We start from the raw sequence: 22,384 nt of genomic DNA, 5'->3' as shown, positions 1-22,384 counted from the left end.
TCATCAACGCGGGTTAGCTTTGGCGACATGCTCTACCTGGACCGGCCTGCCTGGCCGTGGCGCGGTCGGCTCTGGTCGCACCTGATCAGCGATGTCTCCTACGCCGAGTTGCACGCCTTCGCGGAGGCCTTGGGCGCACCCCGACGCGCTTTCGACCGGGACCACTACGACATTCCGGCCGATCGGTTCGCGGCGGCGGTGTGGCTCGGCGCCCGGGTGGTGCCGAGCCGGGAACTGGTCCGGCTGCTGCGCGACGCCGGGCTGCGCCGCCCGAAGCACCTCAGCGGTTCGCCGGCCCGGTGAGAGTTGCCAGCTCACGACGAAGATTGTCGCGGGCCGAAGCCTCCCACCGTTGCGCCAGCGACGGCAGCCGGAACAACGCGGGCAGTTCCAGCAGCCCGGTGAGGACGCGGGCCCGACCGGTGCGGAAGGCCGGGTCGGGCACGTGCGCGTACTCCCGTCGGATGGCCGCCGCGTAGCGGTCGTAGGCGGCCGGCGGGCCGGCCAGCACGGCGAGGTCGGCGTCGCAGAGCAGCGCGCCGTCGTCGTCGTCCGCCGTCACCCGGTGCCCGGCGGTGAGCAGGACCAGCCGACGGACCTCGGCCACCGCGGGTTCGGGTACCCCGAGCCCGGTGAGCAGGCTCCCGGCCAGTTCCGCGCTGTCCCGTTCGTTGGCGTCACCGGCGGCCCGGGGGTCGTAGACCGCGTCGTGGCACCACGCTGCCAACCGGACCAGGTTCGGCCGTTCGGCCAGCCCGGCATGGCGGTCCACCACATCGAGTACGGCGGCCAGGTGCGTGACGGTGTGGTACTGCCGGTGCGGCTCCCGCCAGCGGGCGAGCAGCCGCTCACCGGCCAGAGTCGCGTGCTCGTCGGTTTCCGCGCCGGCGGCGCGGACCGCCGCCCGCCACCGTTCCAGCAGATCGGCCACCGTCCGAGTCTGCCGCATTCGTCCGCACCGCGCGCCGGCGGGAGGATTCAGCGGGTCTGCCACGGGTAGTCGCGCCCATGGCGGTGGCCCGGGACAAGAGACCTCCGACGGTGCGGCGTGTGCCGCTGCGCGACGGACTGGTGGACGTCGACGGAGCGCGTATCGCCGAGGCCACCGAGCAACTCAAGCATCGCAGCCGGGCCACCCTGCACGACCGGCTGCACCGGGTGCGGATGGCCGGTGGGCTCGCCGTCCAGGCCGGGTTGGCGGCCGGCCTGGCGTACCTCGTCTCGCACAAGGTGCTCGGCAACCCGCAGCCGGTCTTCGCGCCGATCTCCGCGGTCGGCACCCTGGCCGCGTCGGTGGGTCAGCGGTTCCGCCGGACCGTGGAGCTGATCGTCGGGGTGGGCGTCGGGGTGGCCGTCGGCGATCTGCTGATCTACTTCCTCGGCACCGGCGCGTGGCAGCTCGGTCTGGTGGTCACCGTGGCGATCCTGCTCACCATCTTCGCCGGGGCGAGCGTGGCCATCGTCATCCAGGCGGCGGCCACGGCGGTGCTGATCGTGACGCTGAGCCCGTCCACCCAGAATCTGGAGATCCCCCGCTTCGTCGACGCGTTCCTCGGCGGCGGCGTCGCGTTGCTGGTGACGGCGGTGCTGCTGCCGCTGAACCCGCTCCGGGTGATCAACCGGGCCGCCCGGCCGGCGCTGGACCTGCTCGCGGCGCAGCTCGACGCCACCGCCGACGGCCTGCGCTCCGGGGACCGCGCCACCATCCAGCGGGCGCTGGAACGGTTGCGCAACAACAAGGACGAGCTGGCCACCCTGAGCGAGGCGATCGAGGGCGCCAAGGAGACCGCCACCCTGTCGCCGGCCCGCTGGCACCGCCGGGACGAACTCGTCCACTACGCGGAGGCGGCCGACCCGATCGACCGGGCGATGCGCAACTCCGGCACCCTGATCCGCCGGTCCGTCACCCTGATCGAGGACGACGAGCCGGTGCCCGACCCCATGCCGGACGCGATCGGCCACCTCGCCGAGTCGGTCCGGCTGCTCAAACACGAGTTCGCGGCGGGGGAGGAGCCGCAGAAGGCGCGGGAGCGGTCGCTGCGGGCCGTCAGCGAGGCCGGCCGCGCGTACGGGGAGGGGGTGGGCTTCTCCGGCAGCGTCGTGATCGCCCAGATCCGCACCACGGCCAGCGACCTGTTGGTGGCCTCCGGCATCGAGCAGGAGGAGGCGAACCGCTGCATCCGCACCTCCTTCGGGGACCAGGAGCGGCCGGTGGGTGAGCCCGCCGAGCCGGGCGACGCGCCGAAGCCACCCACCGCCCCGCCAGTCGGCTGAGAACGCGCCTCAGGCCAGCTCGGCGAGCGCCGCAAGGAGTCGGTCCACCTGGGCGGCGGTGCTGCCCAGGCCGATGCTGGCACGCAGCGCGGTCGGCGGCAGATCCCTCCGGCCGGTACGCGTGGCAGCCTCGTCGAGCAGCCGCCGGGCCAGCGGGTGGGCGCAGAACAACCCGTCCCGTACGCCGATGTGGTGCTCGGCGGCGAGCCGGGCGGCCACCGTGGCCGAGTCCTGGCCGGCGACCACGAACGACACGATGCCGACCCGGGGCGCGTCCGGGCCGAAGGTCCGCAACTCCACGACGTGCGGCAGGGCCGCGAGGCCGGCGCGGAGCCGGGCCAGCAACGCCTGCTCGCGGGCGGCGAGCGCGACCCGGTCGGCGTCGGTCAACGCCGCGCACACCGCCGCCAGCGCCACCGCGCCGAGCAGGTTGGGGGTGCCGCCCTCGTGCCGGGCCGGACCGGTCGTCCAGGTCACGTCGTGGGTGGCCGGCCCGACGTGGCTGGTGGCCCCTCCACCGGCGAGGTACGGCGGGGCCGCGTCCAGCCAGTCCGCCCGGCCGACGAGCACACCCGCGCCGAACGGGGCGTACAGCTTGTGGCCGGAGACGGCCAGGTAGTCCACGTCGAGCGTGCGCCTGTCGACTGGGACGTGCGGGGCGAGCTGCGCCGCGTCGAGGACGATCCGGGCGCCGTGCCGGTGGGCCACCCGGGCCAGTTCGGCGACCGGCCACAGCTCACCGGTCACGTTGCTCGCCCCGGTCACCGCGACCAGCACCGGCAGCGCGGGGTTGCTGTCGCGGCGCAGTTCGGTCAGCGCGGCGGCGAGATCGCGTACCGCCCCGGCCGGGTTGGCGGGTACCGGCAGGCGTACCGAGCCGCGCGGCCAGGGCAGCAGGTTCGCGTGGTGCTCACCGGCGAAGGTGACCACCGTCGTGCCGGCCGGCAACGACCGGGCCAGCAGGTTGAGCGCGTCCGTGGTGTTGCGGGTGAAGACCACGTGGTCATCGGCGCCCGCGCCGAGGAAGTCGCCGACGGTCTGCCGGGCCCGCTCGTAGGCCAGCGTGCAGCGCCGCGACAGCGCTCCCGCGCCCCGGTGCACGCTGGCGTACCAGGGCAGCAGTTCGGTGACCGCGTCGGCCGCGGCCCGCGCGCACGGCGCGGTGGCCGCGTAGTCGAGGTTGATCTCGCCGGGCACGCCCAGCACGTCGAGCGCCGCCGACGGCGGGGACGCGAGAGCGGGCAGGCTGGGCAGCGAGGGTACGAGGGTGACGGACACGCCGGAACCTCCGGGGTCAGGGACCCCGGGTATGGCATCGGGACGGGGTCCGCGCTTGCCCAGCACGCCGATCGGGCTGGGCCCGGTCATCACCCGGGGCACCCCACCGCGAACTCGACGAGGGTTGCCGGCCAGCAAGCCGGGGCTTGACGCTGGCGCTCGTGACCTGCCGGCAGCATAGCGGCTGTGGATGCGACCGGACCAGCCGGCGGGGGATGGCTACGCTGACCGCATGGCCGACACCCCGCCCGGTGCACCCCTGCCGTCGCCGCCGCACCCGCCCGCGGTTCCGCCCGCCGGCACGTCACCCGGGATGCCGCCGCGCCGCTTCGGCTGGCTGCGGTTCCTGGTGCTGGCCGGGGTGGTGCTGCTCATCGCCGCGTGCGCGGTCTTCATGGTCGTCCGCCTCGGTCAGTCGCTCGGCCTCGACGCGCTGCTCATCGGGGTGGGCGCCGCGATCCTGCCGGTTCCGGTGCTGGTCGCCTGCTTCCTCTGGCTCGACCGGTACGAACCGGAACCCCTGAAATACCTGGTCTTCTGCTTCGCCTGGGGGGCGTTCGTCTCCACCGCCGCCTCGCTGAACGTCAACGAGTTCGCCGCCGGACGATTCGCCGACTGGGGGCTGCCGGACGCGCTGACCGGCGTACTGGTGGCGCCGTTCATTGAGGAGTTGACCAAGGCGCTCGGCCCGATCCTGCTGCTGGTGTTCCGCCGCCGGGAGTGGTCCGGGATCACCGACGGCCTGGTCTACTGCGGGCTCTCCGCGGTCGGCTTCGCCATGGTGGAGAACATCCTCTACCTGGGCGGGTACGGCTACGCGGCCGGTGCCGACCGGTACGGCCCGGCGACCGGCACCCAACAGGTGATCGCCATCTTCATCGTGCGGATCCTCCTGTTCGGGTTCGCCCATCCCCTCTTCACCTCGATGACCGGCGTGGGGCTCGGCGTGGCCTCCCGGAGCGCCGACCGGCGGGTCCGGGTGCTGGCCCCGATCGCCGGCCTGCTGCTCGCGATGATGCTGCACGGCACGTGGAACCTGCTGCCGACGCTCACCCAGGCCACCGGCGAGGCCGTGATCATGCTGTACGGCTTCCTGGGCCTGATGGTGCCGGTGTTCTTCGGCGTGGTCGGGCTGGCCGTGTGGCTGCGCGCCTGGGAAGGGCGGCTCACCGAACGGACGCTGCCGGACTACGTACGCGCCGGCTGGTTGAGCCCACCGGAGGTGGCCGCCCTGAGCAGCCTGGGTCGTCGGCACGCCGCCCGGAGCTGGGCACGCCGCGTCGGCGGCGACGCCGGTGCGCGTGCCATGCGCGGGTACCAGCTCGCTGCGACGCGGCTGGCCCTGCTGCGGGACGGGACGCTGCGCGGTCTGGACCGTAAGCCGTCCGACCGGGAACGGACCGCCGTCGAGGAGCGGCAGCTCCTGGAGGCGATCACCGCGTACCGGTCGTACTTCGTGGGCCGCGACCCGCAGGCCCCGGTCGGTGTCTGGGACGGTAGCCAGTACCACCTGCGCTTTCCGGACGGCACGCAGCGATCGGTGTCCGCGCCCGACGAGCCGGTGGTGCCCATTCCGGTGGTGCTCGCCCCGCCGCCCCCGGTCGGCAACTATCCGCCGCCCGGTTGGCACGGCCTGCGCCCCGCCGCGCCGTGGCCGCCCGGTAACGCCTGAGCGCGGGCGGGCGGTCTCGCGGCGCGGCCGGCGGGGTCAGGTCATCAGGGTGGTGAGGAAGTCGCCGAGTCCCTGGGCCATGGCGATCAACGCCGCCCCGATCCCCTTGAACAACTGCGCCGCGCCGTCCGGCCGGAACGCCATGAAGTAGATCAGGAACGCGACGCTGCCCCAGGTCAGCAGTTTCTTCACGAATACCGGCATCGTCCCTCCCCAGGGCAACGGTCGCCGGCTGGCTTCCCGTCGTACGGTCCGACAAACGAAGCGGTCGGGCCCGGGGCGGGGCGGCTACAGGTAGAGGCCGGTGGGGTCGTTCTCGATCCGCTCGGCGGCCACGGCGTGCACGTCGCGCTCGCGCAGCAGCACGTACCCGCGGCCGTGCAGCTCGACCTCGGAGCGGTCGTCGGGGTCGAAGAGCACCCGGTCGCCGGAGACGATGGCGCGGACGTTCGGCCCCACACCCACGGCGGTGGCCCACGCGAGGCGCTTGCCGACCGCTGCGGTCGCCGGGATGACGATTCCTGCGGTGGAGCGACGCTCGCCCTCGCTGCCCTCCATCCGCACCAGCACGCGGTCGTGCAGCAGGCGGATCGGCAGGCCGGAGTCGAGATCCTGGTCGGCGGTCACGGGGCAGACGCTACCGTGTCGCAGCTGACCGGCCGCCGGTGGTTACGCCCATGGTCGTGCGGGCATTGTGTGGCGGAACTGCCCTACGGTGTCGGGAACGGACGTATGCTGTCCGACCTGTCGCCGTGGGCGGACGACTCTTCTGCCAGGAGGTGCGCTTGAGCCGCTTCGAGCGGGTACGCGGGCGGCTGCGCCGCGCCTACCAGTCAGAAAAGAAGTCGGTACGCGCCGCCCAGGAGACCCCGAGCGACGCGCCGGAGACGCCCGGCATCGCCTCGCCGGCCGTCCCCGGGCCGGCCGCCCCGGCGCAGGCCACGGTCGTCGGCGCGGAGCCCCCGGTGGACCTGCACAGCTCGACGTCCAGCCGGGACGACGCCGACGTGCCGCACGGCCTGCGGATCGCCGCCGCCTGGTGCTGGCGGCTGATCGTGATCGGTGTGGTGGCCTGGGCGCTGCTCCGGATCGTCGGCACCGTCCGGATCGTGATCATCCCGTTGGCCATCGCGTTGCTGCTCTCGGCCCTGCTCGCGCCCGCCGTGGGTTGGCTGCTGCGGGCCCGGCTGCCCCGTTCGCTGGCGACGGCCGTGGTGCTGGTCGGCGGTCTGGCGGCGGTCATCGGCACGCTCACCCTGGTGGTCAACGAGTTCATCCGGGGCGTTCCGGAGCTGAGCGAGAAGTCGTCGCAGGGCGTCCGGCAGATCCAGAACTGGCTCAAGACGGGCCCGTTGCACCTGTCCGACACCCAGCTCGACCGGTACATCGACGAGGCGCAGGGCTGGATCAACGACAACACCTCGAAGTTCACCAGCGGCGCGCTGAGCACCGCGGCGACGCTGGCGGAGGTGCTGACCGGCACGCTGCTGGTGCTGTTCGCGACGTTCTTCTTCCTGCGCGACGGCAACAAGATCTGGCGTTTCGTCGTCCGGCTGCTGCCGGTGGCCGCCCGCTGGAAGGTCGACGACGCCGGGCGGGCCGCCTGGCAGACCCTCGTCGCGTACGTCCGCGCGACCGTGCTGGTCGCCTTCATCGACGCCGTCGGCATCGGCATCTTCCTGGTCATCTTCGACGTGCCGTTCGCCTTCCCGCTGGCCGCCCTGGTGTTCCTCGGCGCGTTCATCCCGATCGTCGGTGCGGCGCTCTCCGGCGGTGTCGCCGTGCTGGTGGCGCTTGTCGACAGCGGCCCGGTCACCGCGCTGATCATCCTGGGCGCCGTGATCGGCGTGCAGCAGGTCGAGGGGCACGTGCTCCAGCCCATCATCATGGGCCGGGCGGTGGCCATCCACCCGCTCGCGGTGATCATCGGGATCGCGGCCGGCGTGGTGCTCGCGGGCATCACCGGCGCGCTGGTCTCCGTCCCACTGATCGCGGTGCTGAACACCGCGGTACGCCGCCTCGCCGCCCGGACGGTCCCCGACACCCCGCCCGACGCCGTGGTCGTCGCCTCGCAGGCCCCCTGACCGTCCGCCCCCACCCCCGGACTCCGCGATCTTGCACTTTCGGTGGTGACAATAGGGCCCAAAAGCACCATATCGGCAACCGAAACTGCAAGATCGGCGCGGAGTTCGGGGCCCGACTCCGGGGCGCGGGCTTTTACGTGGTGGCCAGGCGTTTCAGGGCGCCGCGGGCCACCTCGGGGCGGGTCGTGTACCAGAACGGGGGCAGGGAACGGCGCAGGAAGGGTCCGTAGCCTCGGGCGGTCTCCAGGCGTGAGTCGAGCACCGCGACGACCCCCTTGTCGCCGGTGGCTCGGATCAGCCGGCCCACGCCCTGCGCGAGGCGTACCGCGGCGATCGGCACGCTGACGGCGGCGAACCCGGAGCCGCCGCCCGCGTCCACGGCGGCGGCGCGGGCCGCCGCGAGCGGCTCGTCGGGCCGGGGGAAGGGCAGCCGGTCGATGACCACGAGCTGGCAGGCGTCGCCCGGCACGTCCACTCCCTGCCAGAGCGACATCACCCCGAACAGGCAGCTCGACCGCTCCTCGCGGAACCGGCGGACCAGCAGCGGCAGCGCCTCCTCGCCCTGCAACAACACCGGCAGGTCGGTCCGCGCGCGCAGCAGCTCCGCCGCCTGCGTCGCGGCCCGTCGGGAGGAGAAGAGCCCCAGAGTACGACCACCGAGCGCCTCGACGAGCCCGAGCAGCTCCTCACCGGCCGCGTCGGGCAGCCCGGAGACGCTGGGCCGGGGCAGGTGCGCGGCGACGTACAGGATGCCCTGCCGTGCGTAGTCGAACGGCGAGCCCACGTCCAGCGAGCGCCAGCCCGGTCCCTCGGTCGCCGGGATGGTGGTGGCGTCGGCCAGCCGGCGGCCCGGTGTCTCGGCGGCCGGGCGGCCCGCGCCGGTGCGGGCGGCCTGCGCGGCGGCGGCGGGCGACGCCGGAACCGGCGGCGCGTCCAGGCCGAGGGCGCGGGCCACCGTGTCGAACCGGCCGCCGAGCGCCAGGGTGGCCGAGGTGGCGACCACGGTGCGTTCGTCGTACAGGTGGGCGGCGAGGGTGCCGGCGACCGACAGCGGTGCGACCACCAGTGCCCGTCGGTTGCCGCTGTCGTTCTTCTCCACCCAGGCCACGTCGTGGTCGGCCTCTTCGAGGAGCCGTTGGGCGGTGGTGGAGAGGTCGTCCATCGCGGCCTTGGCCTGCTGTTTGCGCACCGGATCGGGGTCGTCGGACTTGATGTCGCCGATGGCGTCCAGGGCGGCGCGGGTGGCCGAGTCGAGCAGGGTGCACGCCTCGCGCAACGGGGTCGGCAGACCGGCGGTGAGGCGACCGGCCGGCGCCTCGGCCAGCCCGACGGCGAGGGCGTCACCGGCGGCGACGAGCGCGTCGGCCGTCTCCGGGCGCAGCAGCGGGCGGGCCCGCCGGGTGGACCGGTCGATCATCTCCGGCACCAGCTCGGCCTGGGCGGCGGAGGAGACGCGGTCGGCCAGCTCGTGCGCCTCGTCGACGATCAGCAGCTTGTGCGGCGGGACGATGTGCCGCTCGGCCAGCATGTCCACCGCGAGGAGGCTGTGGTTGGTCACCACGATGTCGGCCTCGCGGGCGCGGGCCCGGGACGCCTCGGCGAAGCACTCCGCGCCGAACGGGCAGCGGGTCGCGCCGACGCACTCCCGCGACGGCATGGAGACCAGCCGCCACGCCTGGTCGTCGACGCCCGGGTCCAGCTCGTCGCGGTCGCCGGTGTCGGTCTTCTCGGCCCAGTCACGCAGGCGCTCGATCTGCTTGCCCAGCCGGCCGGCCTCGCCGAGCCACTTGGTGCCGCCGCCGGGGCGGGCGGCCGGGGCGTCGAAGAGGGTGTCCTCCGGCTCGTCGGCGGTGGAGTTGTCCAGTCGGGCCAGGCAGAGATAGTGGTGGCGACCCTTGAGCACCGCGAACGTGGGCCGGCGGCCGAGCAGCGGCTCGACCGCGTCGGCCAGTCGGGGAAGGTCGTGGTCGACGAGTTGGGACTGCAACGCCAGCGTGGCCGTGGAGACCACCACCGGGCCGTCCACGGTGAGGGCCGGCGCGAGATAGGCCAGTGACTTGCCGGTGCCGGTGCCGGCCTGCACGAGCAGGTGCTCGCCGCTGGTCACGCAATCCTCGATGGCGGTGGTCATCTGCTGCTGGCCGGGCCGCGCGGTGCCGCCGGGGACCGCGCCGACCGCCGCCGCGAGCAGCTCCGTGCCGCTGGGCCGGGCGCCCCGCCGCCGGCCTGCGCCACGGGCCGAGGGGGTGGCGGAACCGGTGGCGGTGCGGGGCGGAGTCACCGTGCGACGGTACCCGTCGCCGCCGACACCGACCGCGCCCATCCGCCCGCGTGGCGTGGGCCGGCGGGCCGGCGTCGTCCGGTTACGGCGGCACTACGACGTGTGGGCGCTATCGGTTAGGGTGCGAATCATGCCGAGCGACGTGGTCCGAGTGATCTACCGCAAGTACGACGGCAGCGCCCACCGCGACTACCCGGCCCGCCGCCTCGCCGAGGACGACCTCGGCGTCTGGCTCGGCGTCCCGTTCGGCACCGAGTCGGTCTACCACGGCCGGCCGTCGGTGGAGAAGATCCCCTTCGTCCTGCTGGTGCCGCACCACGCCTGGTGGACGTGCATGTTCAACCCCCCGCCGCGCACCAGCGAGGTCTACTGCGACATCGCCACTCCGGCCCGTTGGGAGTCCGACGACACCGTCCACCTGATCGATCTCGACCTGGACGTGGTCCGCCGGCGGGCCACCGGCGTGGTGGAGCTGCTGGACGAGGACGAGTTCGCCGAGCACCGGGCCCGCTTCGGCTACCCGGACGACGTGGTGGTCGAGGCCGAGGCGGCGGCCCGGTGGTTGTACGGCGCTCTCGGCGACGGCACCGAACCGTTCGCCACCTCGTACCGCAAGTGGTTGGCCCTGGTGGTCTGAGCCGGCGCGTCGGGCTCGCCGGGCGGATGGCGCGCGGGTGGGCGATGATCCTCAGATGAGCGAATCCCGGCAGGAGCAGGGCGGTCGGATCGTGACGCCGCGCGGTGGGTCCGTGCGGGATCTGTTGCGGGTCACCGCTCCGGTGGATCTCGCCGCGATCGATCCCCGGTCCACGCCCGGCCTGCCGGCCGCCGAGGAGATGGGCGAACGCCGTAAGACCTGGGCCCGCGCGCAGGTGGAGCTGATCGGCGAGGAGTTGGGCCGCCAGCAGGAGATGCTGTTCGCGATGGCGAAGGCCGGGTCGACGCGTCCCGCGCACCGGGTGCTGCTGGTGCTCCAGGCGATGGACTGCGGTGGCAAGGACGGCACGATCAAGCGGGTGGCGGGCGCGATGAACCCGCTGGGCCTGCACATCCGCTCGTTCGGGCCGCCGACCGAGGAGGAGTTGCAACACGACTTCCTGTGGCGGATCCGCCGGGAGTTGCCGCCTGCGGGGTACGTGGGCATGTTCAACCGGTCGCACTACGAGGACGTGCTGATCGCCCGGGTCGGCGCGTTGGTGCCGGAGGCGATCTGGCGGGCCCGGTACGACGAGATCAACTCCTTCGAGCGGGAGTTGACCGAGGACGGCGTGACCGTGATCAAGGTGATGCTGCACATCTCGTACGCCGAGCAGGGCGAGCGGCTGCTGGAACGGCTCACGGACCCGCGTAAGCACTGGAAGTACAACCCGTCGGACGTCGACTCCCGGTCGCACTGGGACGACTACCAGGCCGCGTACGCCGAGGCCCTGAGCCGGTGTGGCACGGACGCCGCGCCGTGGTTCGTGGTGCCGGCGGACCGTAAGTGGTACCGGGACTGGGCGGTGGCCCATCTGCTGAAGGAGACGTTCGACACGCTCCGGCTGGGGTATCCGCCTGCCGATTTCGACGTGGCGCACGAGCGCGAGCGGTTGGCTGCTGGGGGAGCGGGGACGGCTGGGACGCCCGAGATGAACACTAGGTGAACGAGCGGTGAATGTGGTCCGACCAGGGGTGGGCCGGCGAATTTGCGGATCTGGCGTTTCCTAGCATTCACCGAGCGGACGCCCACGGACGCCGCCACCCTTCCACCGACGCGACGAGGTCTGTGCTGTGAAGTTTTCCTTCCGCCCCACCGAGGGCGCCTTCTACGAGCTCTTCACCAGGGCCGCGCAGAACCTGGTCCGGGGCACCACGCTGCTGAACGAACTGGCCCTGCCCGGTGTCGACGTGCAGTCGGTCAGCGAGCGACTGACCGAGGTCGAGCACGACAGCGACCAGATCACGCATGATCTTTACAAGAAGATCAACTCGACCTTCATCACGCCCTTCGACCGGGAGGACATCTACCGGCTCGGCTCGCTGCTCGACGACGTGATGGACCACCTGGAGGCGGTCGGCGACCTGCTCTACCTGTACGGGCTCACCGAGCTGCCGGCGCTGCCCCGCGAACTGCACGAGATGGTCAACGTGCTCGACCAGCAGGCCAAGCTGACGGCCGAGGCGATGCCCCGGCTGCAGTCGATGAAGGATCTCGAGGACTACTGGATCGAGTGCAACCGGCTGGAGAACGAGGGCGACCGGATCAACCGGCAGCTCCTCGTCCGGCTCTTCTCCGGCGAGTACGACGCGTTGACGGTGCTGAAGATGAAGGAGGTCGCCGACGAGTTGGAAGCCGCCTGCGACGCCTTCGAGCACGTGGCCAACACGGTCGAGACCATCGCGGTCAAGGAGTCCTGAACCGGTGTCTACCGAACTCATCGCCGTCCTGGCGGTGATCGCGGTGGCCCTGGCGTTCGACTACACCAACGGCTTCCACGACGCCGCCAACGCGATCGCGACAAGCGTCTCCACCCGCGCGCTGACACCCCGGATCGCCCTCGGCCTCGCCGCGGTCGGCAACTTCATCGGCGCCCACTTCGGCGCCGGCGTCGCGAAGACCGTCGGCGACGGCCTGGTCACCCTCCCCACGGGGGTGAGCAGCCTCGGGGTGGTCTTCGCCGGGGTGCTGGGCGCCATCGCCTGGAACCTGATCACCTGGTACTTCGGCCTGCCGTCGTCGTCCTCGCACGCGCTCTTCGGCGGCCTGGTCGGCGCGACCCTGCTGTCCAGCGGTGGCATCGTGCAGTGGGGCAACATCGGCGAGAAGGTCATCCTGCCGATGGTGCTCTCGCCGATCGTCGGCCTCACCCTCGGTTACCTGCTGATGCTGGCGATCCTCTGGCTGTTCCGTAAGGGTCAGCCGGGCAAGCTCAACCGGGGTTTCCGCCACGCGCAGACCGTCTCCGCCGCCGCCATGTCGGTCGGCCACGGCATGCAGGACGCCGCCAAGACGATGGGCATCGTGGTGCTGGCGCTCTACACCGGCGGCTTCCAGGAGAGCAAGACCCACATCCCGGGCTGGGTCTTCTGGACCTCGGCCACCATGCTGGCCCTCGGCACGTACGCCGGTGGTTGGCGGATCATCCGCACCCTGGGTCGTAAGATCATCGACCTCGGGCCGCCGGAGGGCTTCGCGGCCGAGACGGTGGCCAGCGCGGTGCTCTACTTCAACGCCCTGGTGCTCAAGGCCCCGATCTCCACGACCCACACGATCACCTCGGCGATCATGGGCGTGGGCGCGACCAAGCGACTCTCCGCGGTCCGCTGGAACGTCGCCGGCAACATCGTGATCGCCTGGATCATCACGTTCCCGGCGGCCGCGCTGATCGCCTGCGTCACCTACCTGCTGGTCCGGCCGCTCTTCGGCTGACCGGTCCGCGTGCCCGAAACGGCCCCCGGCTGTCCGGGGGCCGTTTCGCGTTCACTCGTAACGCACGCCGATCTGCTCCCGGACCGTGTCCAGCAGGGTCATCACCTCGAGGGTCGTGGTGTGCGGCACCAGCGGGCTCTCGGTCAGCCCGGCGGCCAGGCAGCGCCCCACCTCGATCGCCTCGTACTGGTAGCCGTTGCCGGCCTCCTCGGCGGTGATCGTCTCGGGCTCGGCGCCGTCCCGGTACAGGGTCAGCGAGGCCGGCCGGAAGAACGGCTCCGGCAGGTCGATACGGCCGGCGCTGCCGGTGATCGAGGCAGCCAACGAACTCGCGCCGACCATGCCGCAGCTCAGCGTGGCCACCGCCCCGCTGTCGTACCCGAGGAGGATGCCGGTGTTCTCGTCGGTCCCCTCCGGGCCCAGGTGCGCCCAGGAGCGGATGTGCTGCGGCACGCCCAGCAGCAGGTGCGCCAGGCTGATCGGGTAGATCCCCAGGTCGAGCAGCGCGCCCCCACCCAGCGCCGGGTTGCGCATCCGGTGCTCCGGCGGGAACGGCCCGGCCACCCCGAAGTCGGCCCGCACGTTGCGCACCGTGCCGATGGCGCCCTCGGCGATCAGCTCGACCGCGCGGAGGATGAGCGGGTTAGTCCGCATCCACATGGCCTCCATGAGGAAGACCCCGGCGGCGCGGGCGGTGTCCACCAGCTCGGTGCTGGTGGCCAGGTCGAGGGTGAACGGCTTCTCCAGCAGCACCGCGCGGCCGGCGGTCAGGCAGGTCAGCGCCGCCTCGTGGTGCGCGGCGTGCGGAGTGGCCACGTAGATCACGTCGACCTCAGGGTCGGCGGCCAGCCCCACCCAGGAGCCGTACGCCCGCTGCGCGCCGTACGTGTCCGCGAACCGCCGCGCGCTGTCGGCGGAGCGGGAGCCGACCGCGACCAGTTCGGCGTCCGGCACCAGCCGGAGGTCTTCGGCGAAACGGCTGGCGATGTGGCCGGTGGCCAGGATGCCCCAACGAGTCATGCGTCGAACGCTAGCCGAGCCAGCTGAACGGCCCGCTGCTGCCCAGCCCGTCTCTGCCCGGCCAGCGGTGCGGTGGTCCCGGGCCTGACGCCGCGATGAGCGTGATGACTGTGCGGCATATTGATGCCACACAGTCATCACGCTCGCGGCGGCGACCGGTCGCACCGAGCCGGCTGCCTCGTCGCCTGACGCTCGCCCGGCGACAGCGGGGCCGGACACTAGGCTCGCGGGCATGACGATCGACAGCGACGGCTTCGCCGCGCCGGCCGCCCTGGTCGAGCACGCCCGCCGGTTCCAGGCCGAGGGCGGCAGCCCGGCGACGCCGCGGGTCGCGGCCACCGTGCTGCTGCTGCGTCCGACCGACACCGACTTCGAGGTGTACGTCATCCGCCGGGTCGCCGCCATGACCTTCGGCGGGATGTACGCCTTCCCCGGCGGCGGGGTGGACCGCTCCGACTCCGACGCGCACCTGGACTGGGCTGGGCCGACGCCGACCGACTGGGCGGGGCGGCTCGGAGTGGGCGCGGACGCCGCCCAGGCGGTGGTCTGCGCTGCCGCCCGGGAGGTCTTCGAGGAGGCGGGTGTGCTGCTCGCCGGGCCCGGCCCGGCGACGGTGGTGGGTGACGTCAGCGGAGACGACTGGGAGACGGCCCGGCAGGACCTGGAGGGGCGTCGGCTGGGCTTCGCCGCACTGCTCGCCGACCGCCGACTCACCCTGCGGTCTGATCTGCTGTTGCCCTGGAGCCGGTGGATCACTCCGGAGTTCGAGCCGCGCCGCTTCGACACGTACTTCTTCGTGGCCCTGCTGCCGGCCGGACAGCGGACCCGCGACGTCTCCGGCGAGGCCGACCACACGCTGTGGATCCGGCCGGCGGACGCGCTGGCCCGGGCCCAGGCCGGCGAGCTGACCATGCTGCCACCGACCCTGGTAACGCTGGCCCAGATTGCGGCGGCCGGCGACCTGGCGGGAGTGGCAAGCGCGGCGGCGGATCGCGACGCCGCCACCCCCGTCACCCCACGCCTGGACCTGCCGCCGAACGGCGAGCCCCGCTTCGTCCTGAGCTGAGCCCGCCGCCAGCGTCGTCGAGTGCAGTCCGGCGGCTCAGCCGAAGCGGCCGGTGATGTAGTCCTCGGTCTTCTTCACGCTCGGGTTGCTGAAGATCTTCTGGGTGTTGTCGTACTCGATCAGCCGGCCCGGGTCGCCGGTCTTCTCGATCGAGAAGAAGGCGGTCCGGTCCGACACCCGGGCGGCCTGCTGCATGTTGTGGGTCACGATGATGATCGTGAACTTGTCCTTGAGCTGGAACATCAGGTCCTCGATGGCCAGCGTGGAGATCGGGTCCAGGGCCGAGCAGGGCTCGTCCATCAGCACGACCTGCGGCTCGACCGCGATGGTCCGGGCGATGCAGAGCCGCTGCTGCTGACCGCCGGAGAGGCCCGCGCCCGGCTTGCCGAGGCGGTCCTTGACCTCGTCCCACAGGTTCGCCGAACGCAGGGCCTTCTCGGCCGCGTCCTCCAGGATCGACTTCTTGCGGACCCCGTTGAGCTTCAGCCCGGCCACCACGTTCTCGAAGATGCTCATGGTCGGGAACGGGTTCGGCCGCTGGAAGACCATGCCGATCGTGCGCCGGACCGCGGTGACGTCCACGTCCCGGTCGTAGATGTCCTGGTCGTCGATGGTCAGGCTGCCCTCGACGCGGGCCCCCGGCAGCACCTCGTGCATCCGGTTGATCGACCGCAGGAACGTCGACTTGCCGCAACCGGACGGCCCGATGAGAGCGGTGACGGTCTTCGGCTCGACGGTCAGGTTGATGTTCTCGATCGCCTTGAAGCCGCCGTAGTACGCGGTGACGTTCGAGGCGGAGACGCGCTTGGCCATGGTGGTACCTCCGGGGTTCATCGGCTGAGCCTGTTGCGACGGGCCAGCAGCTTCGCCGCGATCGTCAGGATGAGCACGAGGGCGACCAGGGTGAGTGCCGCGGTCCACGCCCGTGCCGGCGAATACTTCGACGCCTCGCCGGCCTGCTGGTAGACGAAGAGGGCCAGCGACGACTGGTTGTTCTCGAAGGGGTTGAAGTTGATCGCGGCGCCGCCGCCGGCGACCAGGAGCACCGGCGCGGTCTCGCCGGCCGCGCGGGCGATGGCGAGCATGACGCCCGTGACGATGCCGGGCAGTGCCGTCGGCAGGACCACCCGCAGGATCGTCTTCCATTTGGGTACGCCGAGCGCGTATGCGCCCTCGCGCAGTGGGGCCGGCACGAGGCGGAGCATCTCCTCGGTGGACCGGACGATCGTGGGCAGCATCAGTACGGCAAGGGCCAGCGCGGCGGCGAAGCCGGAGAAGCTCGGCCGGCCGTCGTTGAACCAGGGCGACACGATCAGCACCCAGAACGCCAGCACGAAGAGGCCGGTGACGATCGACGGGATGCCCGTCATGACGTCCACGAAGAACCGGATCGCGAAGGCGAACCGACCCCGCCCGTACTCGACGATGTAGATGGCGCAGAGGATGCCGAGCGGGACGGTGATCAGGGTGGCGATGCCGACCTGCTCCAGCGTGCCGATGATCGCGTGGTACGCGCCGCCGTTGGCGTCCCGGGCCCCGATGTTGTTCATCGAGGTCTGGAAGAAGTTGCCGTCCAGCCGCTCGGTGCCCTTGCTGACCAGCGTCCAGACGACCGAGATGAGCGGCAGCACCGCCAGCACGAACGCGGAGTGGATCAGCGCGCTCCAGGTACGGTTGCGGGCCGATCGACGCCCCTCGACCACGTTGGCCGCAGCGAAGAGCCCGGCCAGGTAGAGGATCGCGCCGAGGACGACGACGAGGACCGGGCCGCCGATGTCTCCGCCGTAAACGATCACGGCGGAGAGTGCGAGGGCCGCCACGGCGATGACCGGTGCGGCGTACCAGGGCAGCCGCCGGGCCCGCAGTGAAGCCGGCTGGGCCGGCGGCCGGGTGCGGTGGGAGGTGACGGTTGTGGTCATGCGGCGGACTCCGTGAACTCCCGGCGGCGGTAGATGATCGCCCGCGCGATGATGTTGACGATCAAGGTGATCGCGAACAACACGAGGCCGGAGGCGATCAGGGCGCCCCGACCGGTCTCGTTCGCCTCGGCGAATCGGTTGGCGATGTTGGCCGCGATGGTGTTACCACCGGACTCGAGCAGGTTGAACGAGATGGCGTAGGTGGAGCCGAGGGTCAACGCCAGCGCGATGGTCTCGCCCAGCGCTCGGCCCAGGCCGAGCATGACCGCGGCGATGATGCCGGGACGGCCGTACGGCAGCACCGCAGTGCGGAGCATCTCCCAACGGGTGGCGCCCAGGGCGATGGCGGCTTCCTCGTTGGCCTTCGGCGTCTGGAGGAACACCTCGCGGGTGAGCGAGGTGACGATCGGCAGGATCATGATGGCCAGTACCAGAGAACCGAGCAGGATCGAGTTGCCGTAGGGGCCGTCGCCGCCGAAGATCGGGATCCAGCTGAAGTACTTGTTGAGCCAGACAGAGAGGTCCGACACCGGGCCGATGAGGTAGTCGCGACCCCAGAGGCCGAACACCACGCTGGGTACGGCAGCCAGCAGGTCGATCAGGAAGCCGAGGCTGTTGCCAAGCCTGCGCGGAGCGTAGTGGGAGAGGTAGAGCGCGATGCCCATTGCCACAGGTACGGCCATGAGCAGCGCCAGGGTGGCGGTGAGCACGGTGCCGAAGGCGAGAGCGCCGATGCCGAACGTGGGCGGGTTGTCGTTCGGAAACCAGCCTTCGAAGGTCCAGAAGTTCGCGGAGTTGGCGCGTAGGGCCGGGATCGCCTTCGCGATCAGGAAGACCGCGATGGCCACGATGATGACCAACACTGTCGTTCCGGCAGCCAGGGTGAGGCCACGGAAGGCCCGCTCGGCCCCGAACTTCCGGTTTCGGGGCAGCGTGTCGCCGCCGCCCAGCCCGGTGCCGCCCGGGAAACGGGTGCTGACTGGTGCCTCGGCCACACGCGCCGAGGCACCGGCGGGCCACTCGTGACTCTGGGTCACGCGCGTCCCACCGGTGCCGGCGTCGGCCGAGCGGTGAGGGGTTTCACCCATCTGCTCGCTCGATTCGGTTGCGGAGGTGTGGTGGTCTCGGATCAGGAGAGGTTCTTGACCGCGGTCTCGACCTTGGTGCGGACCGTCTCGGGCAGCGGGGCGTAGCCGAGGTCGGTCAGGGAGTTCTGGCCCTCAGCGCTGGCGGCGTGGCTCAGCAGACCCTTGACCAGCTTCAGCTTGTCGGCCGCGAGGCCCTTGCTGCAGACGACCTCGTACGTCGCCAGGACGATCGGGTAGGCCCCGGCCTCCTTGGTGTTGTAGTCGATCGACAGCTTGAGGTCGTCGCCCTGGCCCTCGATCTTCGCCCCGGCGATGGTCTTGCCGGCCGACTCAGCGGTCAGCGCGGCCCACTCGCCGGCACCGTTCTGCACCTTGGCCATGTTCAGGCTGGAGTTCTCGGCGTACGACCACTCGACGTAGCTGATCGTGCCGACCGTGCTCTTGACCTTGCTGGCCACACCGTCGGACTTGGCGGCACCAATACCACCCGGGGCCTTCCACGCCTTGGCATTGCTGAAGGTCCAGTCCGACTCGGCGGTCTTCGACAGGTACTTGGTGAAGTTGTCGGTGGTGCCCGACTCGTCCGAGCGGTGGACCGTCTGGATGGCGGCGGACGGAAGCTTTGCGTCCGGGTTGTCCGCCTTGATGGCCGGGTCGTCCCACTTGGTGACCTTGCCGGCGAAGATCTTCGCCAGGGTGGCCGGCTTGAACTGCAGGTTGTCCACGCCGCTGCCGGCGTTGTAAACGACCGCGACCGGGCCGATCACCATGGGCAGGTTGAGAGCCTTGCCGCCGGCGCACTTGGCGTCGGCCTGCGGCTGCTCCTCCGGCTTGAGCGCGGAGTCGGAGCCCGCGAAGTCGGCGGTCCCGGCGATGAACGCCTGGATGCCGGCGCCCGAACCGGAAGCCTCGTAGTTGATGGTGGTGCCGGCGCACTTCTGCTGGTACGCCTTGATCCACTCGGCCATGGCGTTCTTCTGGGCCGACGAGCCCTGTGCGTTCACCGTGCCGGTACCGCAGTCGACCGCGGCGGCGGAGCCCGAGGCGCTGGCGCCGGAAGTGGGCTCGTTGTTGTCCGAGCCGCATGCACTGAGGCCGAGCGTCGCGGCAAGAGCGAGGCAGGCAATAGTGCCGTACCGCTGGAGCTTCACCTGAGGGGTTTCCCTTCGCGTCTGACTTGGCGCCCCGATCCCGGGGCCCGAGGACCGGCACTGACCGGCTGACACGAAAGTTAGAAGTGCCAGGTAGCCGGTTCGCCGGTCGCAAGTGAACGCAGGGTGAACAGGTCCGGCCCCCGAGGTGACCGCTCGCTGAGGGTGAGTTGTCCGTTAAGTGAACCGGGGCACTTCAGTGCCCGTTGCCGCTCAGCCGAGGTGGTAGTTGATGTGCGCGGACCACCGGGCGAAGCCCAGCCGCTCGTACAGCGCGACCGCCCCGGTGTTCGAGTCGTCGACGTAGAGCATCACCCGGTCCAGGCCCCGCCTGTCCCGCAGGTACGCGAGCCCCGCCGTGGTCAGCGCCCGGCCCAGGCCGCCGCCGTGCGCGGTCGGCTCCACCCCGAGCACGTACACCTCGCCGATCCGGGCCGACCCGGGCCGTTCGTGCACCTTCGTCCAGTGAAAGCCGAGCAGTCGACCGGTCGAGGTCTCCTCGGCGAGCAGGAAGCCGGCCGGGTCGAACCACGGCTCGGCGAGCCGGAGCCGCAGGTCGTCCGGGGTCCACCGGCCCTGCTCGGGGTGCTCGGCGAAGGCCCGCGCGTTCAGGGCCAGCCACGCCGTGTCGTCCGCCCCCGGCCGGAACGCGCGCAGCGCCACCCCGTCAGGCAGGCGCGGCTCGCCCAGTGGAGCCGCCAACGGTCGGCGGAGCTGCCAGAGCACCCGCGCACGGGCGAACCCCAGGTCCACGGCGAGCGCCGCCGCCGACGGGTGGTCGCCGTGCGCCCACGCCCGCAGCGGTCCGGTCGCCGACGCGAGCACACCCCGGGCCAGCGCGCGGCCGGTGCCGCGCCGCCGGTACGCCGGGTGCACCACCAACTCGACACCGATCCCGTCCACCGGGTCGGTGGTGTCCAGGTGCGCGTACCCGGTCAGCGTGCCGTCGTCGGCGCGGGCGAGCAGGTGTACGGCCGGAGCGTCCGCGTCACGCAGGCGGAGCAGGACGTGCTCGTCCAGCGGGTCCGCGCCGTCGGTGTCGCCCGCCGTTCGGGCCAGGGCCAGTACGCCGGCGATCTCCGCGGGGGACAGTCGGTCGGTCCGGGTGACCTGGTCGCTGGTCGGTTCCGCGCTGCTCATCCCGTCACCGTAGCCGTTGCGTCAGGCGCGTCCCGGACTGTCGCCCGAGTAGCGTCCCGGACCCGTCGCCCGAGGAAGGTGGCCGCCTCACGTGGGGTCGGTGGGCAGCGCCTCCAGCTCGTACCGTGCGGTGAGTTCGGGCAGGATCCGGCGCAGCGCGTCGACCGTGCCCTGCCGGTCGCCGCCCGCGTCGTGCATGAGGACGACCGCCCCGGGTTGCGCCTGCGTGAGCACCGTGGTGGCGATCTTGTTGGCTCCGGGCGCCTGCCAGTCTGACGGGTCCACCGACCAGTGCAGCGGGGTCATGCCGAGTTGCCGGGACACCGACACCACCGGGTAGGTCCAGGCGCCGCCGGGTTGGCGGTACCAGACGACCGGGACGTCCGGCACGGCTGCCCGGATGGCCTCGTTGGTGCGGATCAGGTCGGTGCGGATCTGGTCGGCGGACCGGTTGCCCAGCGAGACGTCGTGGTGCCAGGAGTGGTTGCAGAGCGTGTGGCCGTCCGCCACGATCGCCTGGATCAGGTCGGGGTGGTCCTGGGCGTTCTCGCCCACCACGCAGAACGTGGCCTTGACGTCGTACTCGCGCAGCAGCGCGAGGACCTGGGGGGTGTAGCGCGGGTCCGGCCCGTCGTCGAAGGTCAGCGCGAGGCGGGCGGTGCCGGTGTCCGTGTGGGCGCCGAACAGCTTGTCGCCCCCGGCGTCCCGGCCCGTGCCGTCCTGGCTGGCCTCGGCGGGACCGGCGGCGCTCTGGCTGGTGCTCGGGTGTTCGGTCGACGGCTGCTCGGGAGGCTGGTCGGCGTAGTGGGGCCCGGTGGCGTCGGTGGTGACGCCCGTGGCGTGCTGCCGGGTCTGGTCCGGGACGAGGCTACGGCCCAGCACGTACGCGGAGCCGAGCAGCGCCGCCACCACCACTGTCACGATCCCTGCCACGCGCGCGGTCGAGCTGACCCGCGTCACGGCTTCCACCCGGTCGGCCGGAGCCCCCGGCCCGTCGCCCCCGTGTTACCTGCGCGCACCCTTGCCCCCTTTTGCGACAAACCCGGCAGTCAGAATAGGACTGCCAAGCTGCGCAAAAGGGGCATATGGGGAATCGGGCGAAGCTAGACGGGCAACGGCGCGTGCTCCGTCTCCGGCAGCGAACGCGACGGGGGTACGACGAACTTGTAGCCCACCTGGCGGACCGTGCCGATCATCGACTCGTACTCCGAGCCGAGCTTGGCGCGCAGCCGTCGGACGTGCACGTCCACCGTCCGGGTGCCGCCGAAGTAGTCGTATCCCCAGACCTCGCGCAGCAGCTGGTCGCGCGTGAACACCCGGCCCGGGTGCTGGGCCAGGAACTTCAGCAGCTCGAACTCCTTGTAGGTGAGGTCGAGCGGGCGGCCCTTGAGCTTCGCCGCGTACGTGTCCGGGTCGATGGTGAGTTCCCCGGCCCGGATCGAGCCGCCGGCGCCGGCCGTCGCGTTGCTCAGGCGGCCGACCGCGAGCCGCAGCCGGGCCTCCACCTCGGCGGGACCGGCCGAGGCGAGGATGACGTCATCGACGCCCCAGTCCGCGTTCAGCGCGATCAGGCCGGCCTCGGTGACGACCGCGACCAGCGGCACCCCGAGCCCGGTGGCGTGCAACATCCGGCAGGTCGCCCGAGCTTCGCTCAACTCCGACCGGGCGTCCACCAGCACCGCGTCGGGGCTGGGCCCGGCAACAAGGGTGCGGACGTCGCGCGGCGCGGTGCGCACCGAGTGTGGCAGCAGGTCGAGAGCCGGCAACACAGCCGACGGTTCGCCTGCGCGCGCAGTCACCAGCAGCAGGATTTCCACGATCACCTCCGTCCCGGCGGCGCATCGCCGCACGCGACCAGACACACTCGTGAGGGAGTGCGCTGAGAAATTGCGTGGTCCCGGCGTCGCTGACGGGCGGGTAACGCGTTGAGCGTAGCCGATCGCCTCGGCTGCACCGTCAGGCCATTTCCCGTTTGTCTAGCTTGCCCCTGATCGTGGCACAG

At 71.8% G+C, this 22,384-nt stretch carries 22 protein-coding genes and 1 riboswitch; of the genes, 9 read left to right on the top strand and 13 right to left on the bottom strand.

Annotation, left to right across the window (positions count from 1 at the left end; translation table 11 throughout):
• The first annotated feature begins 27 nt into the window (after positions 1-27).
• Positions 28-303 (top strand): DUF4031 domain-containing protein, encoded by a 276-nt coding sequence (locus tag AB0B55_RS18665; RefSeq protein WP_357128955.1) that lies wholly within the window; start codon positions 28-30, stop codon positions 301-303.
• On the opposite strand, the gene AB0B55_RS18660 is transcribed toward AB0B55_RS18665, so the two are convergent.
• Positions 281-931 carry a metal-dependent phosphohydrolase gene (locus AB0B55_RS18660; RefSeq protein ID WP_357172429.1) on the bottom strand — a complete coding sequence of 217 codons (651 nt, stop codon included), beginning with the start codon at positions 929-931 and terminating at the stop codon, positions 281-283. The two genes, AB0B55_RS18665 and AB0B55_RS18660, sit on opposite strands and share 23 nt — an antisense overlap.
• Positions 932-1,071: 140 nt before the next feature.
• On the opposite strand from AB0B55_RS18660, the gene AB0B55_RS18655 reads away from it, so the two are divergent.
• The gene (locus AB0B55_RS18655) at positions 1,072-2,274 is read left to right on the top strand and encodes an FUSC family protein (protein ID WP_357129244.1); all 1,203 of its coding nucleotides are present in this window, start codon (positions 1,072-1,074) and stop codon (positions 2,272-2,274) included.
• A 9-nt stretch (positions 2,275-2,283) separates the two neighbouring features.
• On the opposite strand, the gene AB0B55_RS18650 is transcribed toward AB0B55_RS18655, so the two are convergent.
• Positions 2,284-3,528 (bottom strand): aminotransferase class V-fold PLP-dependent enzyme, encoded by a 1,245-nt coding sequence (locus tag AB0B55_RS18650; protein WP_357172774.1) that lies wholly within the window; start codon positions 3,526-3,528, stop codon positions 2,284-2,286.
• Positions 3,529-3,598: 70 nt separating this feature from the next.
• Positions 3,599-3,719: riboswitch (SAM riboswitch) on the bottom strand.
• A gap of 23 nt (positions 3,720-3,742) precedes the next feature.
• Between AB0B55_RS18650 and AB0B55_RS18645 the strand changes: the two genes are divergently transcribed.
• The gene (locus tag AB0B55_RS18645) at positions 3,743-5,224 is read left to right on the top strand and encodes a PrsW family intramembrane metalloprotease (protein WP_357128960.1); all 1,482 of its coding nucleotides are present in this window, start codon (positions 3,743-3,745) and stop codon (positions 5,222-5,224) included.
• Between the two features lie 36 nt (positions 5,225-5,260).
• Here AB0B55_RS18645 and AB0B55_RS18640 read toward each other — a convergent pair whose 3' ends face one another.
• On the bottom strand, positions 5,261-5,428 hold the full coding sequence (locus tag AB0B55_RS18640; RefSeq protein ID WP_355050889.1) for a hypothetical protein: 168 nt from the start codon (positions 5,426-5,428) through the stop codon (positions 5,261-5,263).
• An 84-nt stretch (positions 5,429-5,512) separates the two neighbouring features.
• Positions 5,513-5,851: a co-chaperone GroES gene (locus AB0B55_RS18635; RefSeq protein ID WP_357128963.1), complete on the bottom strand. Its 339-nt coding sequence runs from the start codon at positions 5,849-5,851 to the stop codon at positions 5,513-5,515.
• A gap of 158 nt (positions 5,852-6,009) precedes the next feature.
• Between AB0B55_RS18635 and AB0B55_RS18630 the strand changes: the two genes are divergently transcribed.
• On the top strand, positions 6,010-7,308 hold the full coding sequence (locus AB0B55_RS18630; RefSeq protein ID WP_357172425.1) for an AI-2E family transporter: 1,299 nt from the start codon (positions 6,010-6,012) through the stop codon (positions 7,306-7,308).
• Positions 7,309-7,441: 133 nt separating this feature from the next.
• Here the strand turns inward: AB0B55_RS18630 and AB0B55_RS18625 are convergent, their stop codons facing one another.
• On the bottom strand, positions 7,442-9,631 hold the full coding sequence (locus AB0B55_RS18625; protein ID WP_357172422.1) for an ATP-dependent DNA helicase: 2,190 nt from the start codon (positions 9,629-9,631) through the stop codon (positions 7,442-7,444).
• Positions 9,632-9,719: 88 nt separating this feature from the next.
• Here AB0B55_RS18625 and AB0B55_RS18620 point away from each other — a divergent pair, with 88 nt between their 5' ends.
• The 4 genes from AB0B55_RS18620 to AB0B55_RS18605 all read left to right on the top strand — a co-directional run bounded on the left by AB0B55_RS18620 (position 9,720) and on the right by AB0B55_RS18605 (position 12,998).
• Positions 9,720-10,226, top strand: a complete 507-nt coding sequence (locus AB0B55_RS18620; protein ID WP_357128972.1) for a DUF402 domain-containing protein — start codon at positions 9,720-9,722, stop codon at positions 10,224-10,226.
• A gap of 55 nt (positions 10,227-10,281) precedes the next feature.
• Positions 10,282-11,232 (top strand): PPK2 family polyphosphate kinase, encoded by a 951-nt coding sequence (locus AB0B55_RS18615; protein WP_357128975.1) that lies wholly within the window; start codon positions 10,282-10,284, stop codon positions 11,230-11,232.
• 127 nt (positions 11,233-11,359) lie between these two features.
• Positions 11,360-11,986 carry a DUF47 family protein gene (locus AB0B55_RS18610; protein WP_355050883.1) on the top strand — a complete coding sequence of 209 codons (627 nt, stop codon included), beginning with the start codon at positions 11,360-11,362 and terminating at the stop codon, positions 11,984-11,986.
• 4 nt (positions 11,987-11,990) lie between these two features.
• Positions 11,991-12,998 carry an inorganic phosphate transporter gene (locus AB0B55_RS18605; protein ID WP_357128979.1) on the top strand — a complete coding sequence of 336 codons (1,008 nt, stop codon included), beginning with the start codon at positions 11,991-11,993 and terminating at the stop codon, positions 12,996-12,998.
• Between the two features lie 51 nt (positions 12,999-13,049).
• Here the strand turns inward: AB0B55_RS18605 and AB0B55_RS18600 are convergent, their stop codons facing one another.
• The gene (locus tag AB0B55_RS18600) at positions 13,050-14,018 is read right to left on the bottom strand and encodes a Gfo/Idh/MocA family oxidoreductase (RefSeq protein WP_357172419.1); all 969 of its coding nucleotides are present in this window, start codon (positions 14,016-14,018) and stop codon (positions 13,050-13,052) included.
• Between the two features lie 232 nt (positions 14,019-14,250).
• On the opposite strand from AB0B55_RS18600, the gene AB0B55_RS18595 reads away from it, so the two are divergent.
• A complete protein-coding gene (locus tag AB0B55_RS18595) occupies positions 14,251-15,084 on the top strand; it encodes an NUDIX hydrolase (RefSeq protein WP_357128985.1) in 834 nt (277 codons plus the stop codon).
• 36 nt (positions 15,085-15,120) lie between these two features.
• Here the strand turns inward: AB0B55_RS18595 and pstB are convergent, their stop codons facing one another.
• The 7 genes from pstB to AB0B55_RS18560 form a co-directional block, all read right to left on the bottom strand.
• On the bottom strand, positions 15,121-15,897 hold the full coding sequence (gene pstB, locus AB0B55_RS18590) for a phosphate ABC transporter ATP-binding protein PstB (RefSeq protein ID WP_099848932.1): 777 nt from the start codon (positions 15,895-15,897) through the stop codon (positions 15,121-15,123).
• A gap of 17 nt (positions 15,898-15,914) precedes the next feature.
• Positions 15,915-17,003 carry a phosphate ABC transporter permease PstA gene (gene pstA / locus AB0B55_RS18585; protein ID WP_357128988.1) on the bottom strand — a complete coding sequence of 363 codons (1,089 nt, stop codon included), beginning with the start codon at positions 17,001-17,003 and terminating at the stop codon, positions 15,915-15,917.
• The gene (gene pstC, locus AB0B55_RS18580; RefSeq protein WP_357172416.1) at positions 17,000-18,091 is read right to left on the bottom strand and encodes a phosphate ABC transporter permease subunit PstC; all 1,092 of its coding nucleotides are present in this window, start codon (positions 18,089-18,091) and stop codon (positions 17,000-17,002) included. Before pstC ends, pstA begins: the two co-directional genes overlap by 4 nt.
• A gap of 41 nt (positions 18,092-18,132) precedes the next feature.
• The gene (pstS, locus tag AB0B55_RS18575; RefSeq protein WP_357128994.1) at positions 18,133-19,242 is read right to left on the bottom strand and encodes a phosphate ABC transporter substrate-binding protein PstS; all 1,110 of its coding nucleotides are present in this window, start codon (positions 19,240-19,242) and stop codon (positions 18,133-18,135) included.
• 213 nt (positions 19,243-19,455) lie between these two features.
• Complete coding sequence (gene mshD / locus AB0B55_RS18570) at positions 19,456-20,382, bottom strand: mycothiol synthase (RefSeq protein ID WP_357128997.1); 927 nt, start codon at positions 20,380-20,382, stop codon at positions 19,456-19,458.
• A gap of 87 nt (positions 20,383-20,469) precedes the next feature.
• Positions 20,470-21,303: a polysaccharide deacetylase family protein gene (locus AB0B55_RS18565; protein ID WP_357172413.1), complete on the bottom strand. Its 834-nt coding sequence runs from the start codon at positions 21,301-21,303 to the stop codon at positions 20,470-20,472.
• Between the two features lie 182 nt (positions 21,304-21,485).
• Positions 21,486-22,205: a response regulator transcription factor gene (locus tag AB0B55_RS18560; RefSeq protein ID WP_357129003.1), complete on the bottom strand. Its 720-nt coding sequence runs from the start codon at positions 22,203-22,205 to the stop codon at positions 21,486-21,488.
• Positions 22,206-22,384: the final 179 nt, after the last annotated feature.

Origin of the sequence: Micromonospora sp. NPDC049107, from assembly GCF_040648595.1 — a bacterium.
GTDB lineage: Bacteria > Actinomycetota > Actinomycetes > Mycobacteriales > Micromonosporaceae > Micromonospora.
The sequence above is the reverse complement of the archived record's forward strand: the minus strand, read 5'-3'. Positions and strand labels throughout refer to the sequence as shown.